Origin of the sequence: Tateyamaria pelophila (assembly GCF_019966495.1) — a bacterium.
Lineage (GTDB): Bacteria > Pseudomonadota > Alphaproteobacteria > Rhodobacterales > Rhodobacteraceae > Tateyamaria > Tateyamaria pelophila.
Map to the genome: position 1 here is coordinate 1 of NZ_JAIMIA010000188.1, position 5,923 is coordinate 5,923.

The 5,923-nt window shown below is 55.0% G+C and carries 5 protein-coding genes and 2 pseudogenes; 2 read left to right on the forward strand and 5 right to left on the reverse strand.

Features of this window, described 5'->3' with window-relative positions; translation table 11 throughout:
• Positions 1-205: 205 nt before the first annotated feature.
• Positions 206-1,024: pseudogene (locus LC354_RS25825) on the forward strand (terminase gpA endonuclease subunit); the annotation flags it as partial.
• 22 nt (positions 1,025-1,046) lie between these two features.
• Here LC354_RS25825 and LC354_RS25830 read toward each other — a convergent pair.
• Positions 1,047-1,946, reverse strand: coding sequence for a DUF1186 domain-containing protein (locus tag LC354_RS25830; RefSeq protein ID WP_223428834.1), 900 nt, complete (start codon positions 1,944-1,946; stop codon positions 1,047-1,049).
• Positions 1,947-2,040: 94 nt separating this feature from the next.
• On the opposite strand from LC354_RS25830, the gene LC354_RS25835 reads away from it, so the two are divergent.
• Positions 2,041-2,181, forward strand: coding sequence for a hypothetical protein (locus LC354_RS25835; RefSeq protein ID WP_223428835.1), 141 nt, complete (start codon positions 2,041-2,043; stop codon positions 2,179-2,181).
• A gap of 119 nt (positions 2,182-2,300) precedes the next feature.
• Here the strand turns inward: LC354_RS25835 and LC354_RS25840 are convergent, their stop codons facing one another.
• From LC354_RS25840 to LC354_RS25855, 4 genes and pseudogenes are all read right to left on the reverse strand, one after another.
• The gene (locus LC354_RS25840) at positions 2,301-3,584 is read right to left on the reverse strand and encodes a carbohydrate porin (RefSeq protein WP_223428836.1); all 1,284 of its coding nucleotides are present in this window, start codon (positions 3,582-3,584) and stop codon (positions 2,301-2,303) included.
• A gap of 52 nt (positions 3,585-3,636) precedes the next feature.
• On the reverse strand, positions 3,637-4,254 hold the full coding sequence (locus tag LC354_RS25845) for a rhodanese-like domain-containing protein (protein ID WP_223428837.1): 618 nt from the start codon (positions 4,252-4,254) through the stop codon (positions 3,637-3,639).
• Positions 4,255-4,269: 15 nt separating this feature from the next.
• Positions 4,270-5,358: an NAD(P)/FAD-dependent oxidoreductase gene (locus tag LC354_RS25850; protein ID WP_223428838.1), complete on the reverse strand. Its 1,089-nt coding sequence runs from the start codon at positions 5,356-5,358 to the stop codon at positions 4,270-4,272.
• 424 nt (positions 5,359-5,782) lie between these two features.
• Positions 5,783-5,923: pseudogene (locus LC354_RS25855) on the reverse strand (IS5/IS1182 family transposase); the annotation flags it as partial.

A 5,923-nucleotide genomic window follows, 5' to 3' on the forward strand; every position in this document is an offset into this window, starting at 1 on the left:
GCCGCCGAACAAGCAAAGGGGCCTGGGCGCCCAGCTCAAAGAGCGACACCGGCTAACATCCAAGCTGATTGACGCGCCGCGACAATCAAAAACACAAAACCCTTGATCGCGATAGAAAACGACGGCATCGTCTCAAGTGTCGCGACCAAGGATTCTCATCCTGATTGACGCGCTCCTCGCATCCAGATTGTCGCGCTACACACAGGGGGCGCAGCGAATGACGGCAGGTGCCGATGTGCAGAAGAACCGGATCGAGGTTGATGTCTGGGCATGGGGACGGGGCCTGCAAAGCTGGCTCATTGATCATGTGGTGATCGAGGGCGGCCCTGGCGATCCGGCATGCTGGCAGAGTCTCAGCGACCTGCTGGGGCGGACATGGGCCCATCCCAGTGGCCAGCACTTGACCATCGCGAAGCTGGCCATCGACACCGGCTATGAGACCAGCGCGGTTTATGCATGGGCACGTCAGGTCGGCTTTGGCCAGGTGGCACCGGTCAAAGGGCTCGAAGGGTTCAACCGCGCCAGCCCGGTCACCGGGCCGACCTTCGTGGATGCCACGATCGGTGGCAAGCGTCTGCGGCGCGGTGCTCGGCTGTGGTCGGTGGCAACCTCGACCTTCAAGGCGGAGACTTATCGCTTCCTGCGACAGGACCGGCCAACGCATGAATAAATCACGGCGGGTGCTTCGTTTCCGGCAGGAACGGTACATCTGCCGTCATGGGCAGACAGCGAATGGCTCAAGCAGCTGACGGCGGAACAGCTGGTCACGGTCAAGAACAAACGCGGATTTGCAAAGCTTGAATGGCAGAAGCTGCGCGAGCGCAACGAGGCGCTGGACTGCCGGGTCTATGCGCGGGCGGCGGCGTGGATCGCCGGGGCAGATCGCTGGTCGGACGCGCGGTGGGAAGACTTGGCGGCGCAGTTTGCGGTTGCGGAGACCGCAACCACCTCTCCGGCATCTGGTCCGCAACCTGTCCGCAGGGCACAGGTCCACCGTGTTGCGCGATCGAGCTATATGGGGTGACGCACGGCGGAGGCCGCAGGTCTCAATGCAGGCAGCATTTCTTGAACTTCTTGCCGCTACCACAGGGACAAGGGTCGTTTCGGCCGACCTGGGGAGTGCTGTGTTCAAACGGCTGGTCAAACATGCTCGAAAAGGGAGTGTCGGTTCTTGGAGGCTTTGGCTTCGGGTTCAGATATTCATCCGAAAAACAATGCCATCTGGACAGTTCTCCGATCGTATCTGAAATCAGTTCGGCATTGCGACTTGACTTGAACCATTTTGGGGTTCCGGTTTTGATTGATGTTTGCAGTTCCTTTTCAAAAAAGTCGAAGGAACTGTCCATGGGGGAAATTCGCTGATCTTCATATACCTGAGCGACAAGCGGCTTGAGATCTGAAACCCCCAGAGCCGCTATGGCAAATGCCCATGAACTCCAGATTTCCTCTGGGGTATCCATGTCGTTTTCGTCATAGAACTTCTGCAGGTAGTCGATGATTTGAGGTTTCTGGCTAGGGTCGGTCAGGGTTGAAATGACCAGCGCATCGAACATCTGCCCACGTATGAAGCTGTCGGCGGCAGTATCATCAATCGCGGCGAAAATTGGCAACAGATCGCCATCAAAGACGCCAGCGATGACTCTGCCTGCCGTCTCCGTAATACCATCGCCAATGAGCGCTTCCACCAATTCGGGGTCATGTCGCAACAGGATCGTTAAGGGGCGGTACGCAGTCTGTTCGCGCCATTCAGCAAGCAGATGGAAAATGAAGAGAAATGCGGACAAGTCTTCATCAGACGCTGTCTCGACGTCGGCCTCGAGTAGCCGCTCGATACAGGCCAGAAACTCTGGGATCATGTCTGATCGCATTTGCCCAGCGGCCTGAAGGGCTTCCAGGGGCAGAGGTCCACGCTTTGCAAATGCCGTCATGATGTCTTGCGGGGTCATGTTTGCCTCCTCGGCTCCGAGCGGGTTGGGACTTAGATTATCTCAGAAAAGGTAATGGGACCAGTGGATTACCGCAACGAAATGGAAATTACCAATGACGACGCTGGCCGAACTGAAGATCAGTCGCGAAGCCCTCGCGTCACAACGCTCCTGGTTTGCAGATCGGCACATCAAAGCTGATGCCTTGGAGCCGATGTGGGAGAAGCACGCGGAAATCCATCGGGGCTCGCAGTGACAATGTATTGGGCCGCTCATAGAAGCCGGATATACGTCAGCAATCGTGATCCTGAACCAGACCAACCAAAACCGTTGCAAAAAGGCGGGGTCCATATACGTCCACAAATGACAGTGCCATCAAAACCGAACCACCAGACGTGTCCCCAGAAATACGCTTTGTTCTGAGGAAAGGCTTGGGTTGATAACTTGCAAATCTACTCCGAGATTGATGTTTGGAGTTATCGCCCAATTGTAGAAAAATTCGATTCCGCTCTCGTCCGTAACCTTCAGCTGCGGCGCAACCGCATCAATGAGATGTGGACTGATAGCATCGTAATACACCCCGACGCCCCAATTGTCGTCTGTGCGGCCGGGAAGTATCATCCCGCGTCCGCTGATGCCCGCAAGCGCCGACCAGTACAACCGCGTCGGATTTCCGTCCGATACTCCAATCTGCCCGAATACCCCCATTCCTTCTTTGGATTTTCCCCCGCGCTGGAAGAGTGTTTGGTCGAAAGTATACGCAAAGTAATAGCGTTCTGACTTAGTATTTGGAGTCCCTGCTGGAAGCTCTGGCAATTCTAGCTCCGGATCCTCAAGATTTGTTCCATCAAATGTACTGTAAAGCACAGTAAACCCCTGATGGCCCGGAAGCCCACCGATGTTGACTGGAATGTCTACGTTTGCCCTGAGCGTAACACCTTCGGAAAACGCATCTTCCAATCCAGATCGGTTAACAACGTCCTGAGGATCATAAATCCATAGCCCGTAGTTCGCGGCATCAGTTTTATAGCTCATTATCGCGCCGAGCAGGTAAGGCGGCACCAGACCGCTGGGCGGGGCCACGAAAGTAATGTTCCAGAACCCGTCGATGCCTGCCCCCCCCATAAACGGTTTTGAGGCGGCAAGGTCGATCATGTTTATCTTACCAACCAGCAACGAGAGCTCTTCATTCACCTTCTGGCCGAAGTAAAAACTGGAAATGTCGTAAGCATCTGATCCATCGATACCTGGAAAATAAAGGGCGCTGTTGACGGGAGCAATGACACCACCGACCCCATTCAGGCTTTGACCAAAATTATACTCGCCCTTGATGGTAAATGAAGACCCCTTCCAGAAGCCAAGTTTGGCAAGGTCCGTGCGGACTTGTAGATCCAGTTTCCCACTGTACTCCCATCCGTTGTCTCCACCACCAGACATCTGCCCTTGATAAAATTGGGACAGGCGGGATTCGATTGTGAAGCCCTTATCCTGCAACTCTGTGCGCGCACCGCCCCAATCACCTGTCAGTGTCGCCCGGTCGCGCCAAGAGTCCGTTTCGGTAACGGTTTTCTGTTGCTCCGTCTGCTGGGCCATTGACACGCTTGCGGCAGAAACGAAAAAGCCTGCCAAAAAGTAAGGTCGTATCTCGAGTGTGTTCATGTCAATTCCCAGAAAGGCGGTGGCGCGGATTAATTTGCGCCACCGCGGCCGTTCAAACTACGGCGTTTTCCAACCCCATATCATCGGGGCAAAGGATTGCCCGCGACAACATACCACCGGACAGAACCCGCGCGTCAAAGCCATGTTGCAACAGCATCCGAGTCACGTAATATGCCCTTTGCCCAGATCTGCAAATGACATGGATTTGCTTGTCCTTTGGCAGTTCTTCCAACCGACCACGCAGTTGACCGATCGGAATATTGATCGAACCTACTACGGATTCTAATTCAAGTTCCACAGGCTCGCGAACGTCAAGCAGCACTCCTTCGGGCCGGCTGTCCCAATGCACGATTGGCATGTCGCCATCTTGTATATCGCGCCCGACCATTCCGGCAAAGTTCAGAGGATCCTTGGCGCTGCCGAATTGTGGCGCGTAGCAAAGTTCGCTTTCCGCCAGATCATCGATCGTGGCGCCCATCTGGATTGCCATCGCCAGAGAGCTGATCCGCTTGTCCACGCTGGGCGCATCATGGCTCAGCGCCTGACCGCCCAGAACCCTACCGTCGGATTTGCGATAAATCACCTTGAACCCGATCATCCGGGCACCGGGATAGTAGCCTGCATGCGAGTTCGGATAAAGGTAGGTCTTTTCGTAGTCTGTATCGCCCATGCGTTTGAGGGTCTTTTAACTGATCCCTGTCCATGCGACGGCCGCGTCGAAAAGTCCGCAGATCGACGTGCCTTGGGTGCCCCGGAAACGTGAGTCGCGCCCGGCGATGACATCCGCTGCAATCCGGCCATGGCGGTTCGCCGGTCCGGCGAGCGCGATCAGGCTCCACTCGTCGGTCATGAAATCGCGTACTTCAATGGCGTCCCCTACCGCAAAGATATCGGGATCACTTGTGCGCATCTGGTCATCCGTGCGGATACCACCGCGCTCTCCTATTTCGAGATCGGCGGTTTTCGCGAGATCCGTATCGGGTTTCACACCGAGTGCTACGATCACCACATCGGCGGGGTAGGCTTTGCCAGACTGGGTATCGACTTCGAGCGATCCGTTTTCAAGTTGGCGGAACCCGGCGACTCCATCCCCCAAGGCAAGTTTCATGCCATTCAATTCCAGATGGCCACCAACCAATCGGGCAAATTCCGGGTCGAGTGGGCCCATGACCTGATCTGACATTTCAACCAACGTCACCTCAAAACCGCGGTGAACAAGGTTTTCAGCCGTTTCCAGTCCGATAAAACCGCCTCCGACAACGACAGCGCGCAGTTTAGGGCGCATCATCTGAATACCCGAGTATGAATTCATACCCGTCAAATAAGCTGTGCCGCGCTCAATCCATTCACGTATCATGCGCGCGTCTGGCACTGTTCGAACTTCAAAAATCCCCGGCAAATCGATGCCCGGCAGAGGTGGGCGGATCGATTTCGCTCCCGGAGACAGCACAAGTTTATCGTATGGTTCTTTTACGATATCGCCGGTAACAACATCGCGAAGATCAATCGTCTTTGCCTTCGGATCGATAGAAACGGCTTCGCAATTGGTACGCACGTCTATGGCGAATTGTTCGCGGAACGTGCGTTCGCTGGCGACGAGTAGTTTGGCTTCCTCTTCGATCACACCACCGATGTGATACGGCAGCCCGCAGTTTGCATAGGATACGTAGGGCCCGCGCTCGACCATAAGGATTTCGGCGTTCTCATCGAGCCGACGCAGTCGCGCAGCGCAGGAGGCTCCGCCTGCAACTCCGCCCACAATGACAATTTTCATAGTCTTCTCCTTGGTGATTTTTGGTTGTCCAAATCAGACTGACCATCGTGTTTTGGTGCGTTTTTGATCCATTGTGCTACTCTTCACAGAGCGCCTCGATGATTTCGGTATATTCTGCTATCTCGTTTCGTGCAGACGCATCGGGTCGTTTCTTGAACCTTGCAAGCGAAACACAGGAAGGAGCGTAGTCGTCGCAAAGGTCGCGGAATTGGTGATCCGTTGTAAATAGTTTCCGGACCACGCTTGCTTTCTCCGGAAAGCACGCGCTGGCAAGGGTCAAGCCGTTCTGCAAAGGTACGATATTGACCAAGGCTTTCGCTTTCAATGAGTGCTCAGTTGGCATAGCGGCGTTCAGATCATTCCATGCTCCACCCGTGGCTTACGATCAGCGATTGACCGGTCAGCGCGTTCGATCCGAAGCTGGCTAGGCAGCGGACTCATAAAACTCGATCCACAGCCTGACCGATGCCAGTTTGATCATCGACAGAAAATTGCGTGATGTCTTCTCGTATCGGGTTGCGATACGGCGGAACGAGGCTTTCAGCCTGCCAAAGAAACGCTCGAT